Here is a 524-nt window from a genome sequence, read left to right as displayed (position 1 = left end):
ACCAAAATGCCGCCGCCGACTTGGAAAGAGCCTACGCTGATGCCGAGTACTTTCAATAAGATACCGCCGCTCAGTGCAAAGACGACAATCACGATGAAAACGGCCAGTGCGGCAGTACGCGCAATTCTGCGTTTTTCTTTGGTGCTGTGGTCTTGCGTCAGGTCAAGATAAATCGAGAGTGCGCTGAAGGGGTTGATCAGTACAAGAAGTGCAACGAGAAGTTTGCCGATTTCTACACCTAATTCCATATTATTCCTTGCTTTCAGTCAGATCGTCGTTGTCCATATTGCGATGGCGGAGGTTTTTATGTTCGTTGGCGATACCCATCAACAGGGCCAGCACCACCATGATGGAAAGCGTAGCCGTACCGCCGTAGCTGACCAGGGGAAGGGGGACGCCGACAACGGGCAAAATACCGCTGACCATGCCCATGTTTACAAAGGCGTAGCAGAAGAAGGTCATGGTCAATGCGCCTGCCAAAGTACGGCTGTAAAGGGATTGCGCTTGTGCGGCAATCCATAATC

Annotated in this window: 2 protein-coding genes; both read right to left on the bottom strand. The window is 51.3% G+C overall.

The genetic code is table 11. From position 1 onward, the window contains the following. Nucleotides 1-248: MarC family protein (locus ACTHUR_RS18045; protein ID WP_440400122.1), on the bottom strand; the 248-nt coding region annotated here is incomplete at its 3' end. Nucleotide 249: 1 nt separating this feature from the next. Then, nucleotides 250-524 (bottom strand): FtsW/RodA/SpoVE family cell cycle protein (locus ACTHUR_RS18040; RefSeq protein WP_440400120.1); only part of this gene is annotated, 275 nt, incomplete at its 5' end.

The sequence above is a fragment of the Neisseria sp. P0021.S007 genome, assembly GCF_051956855.1.
The sequence above is the reverse complement of the archived record's forward strand: the minus strand, read 5'-3'. Positions and strand labels throughout refer to the sequence as shown.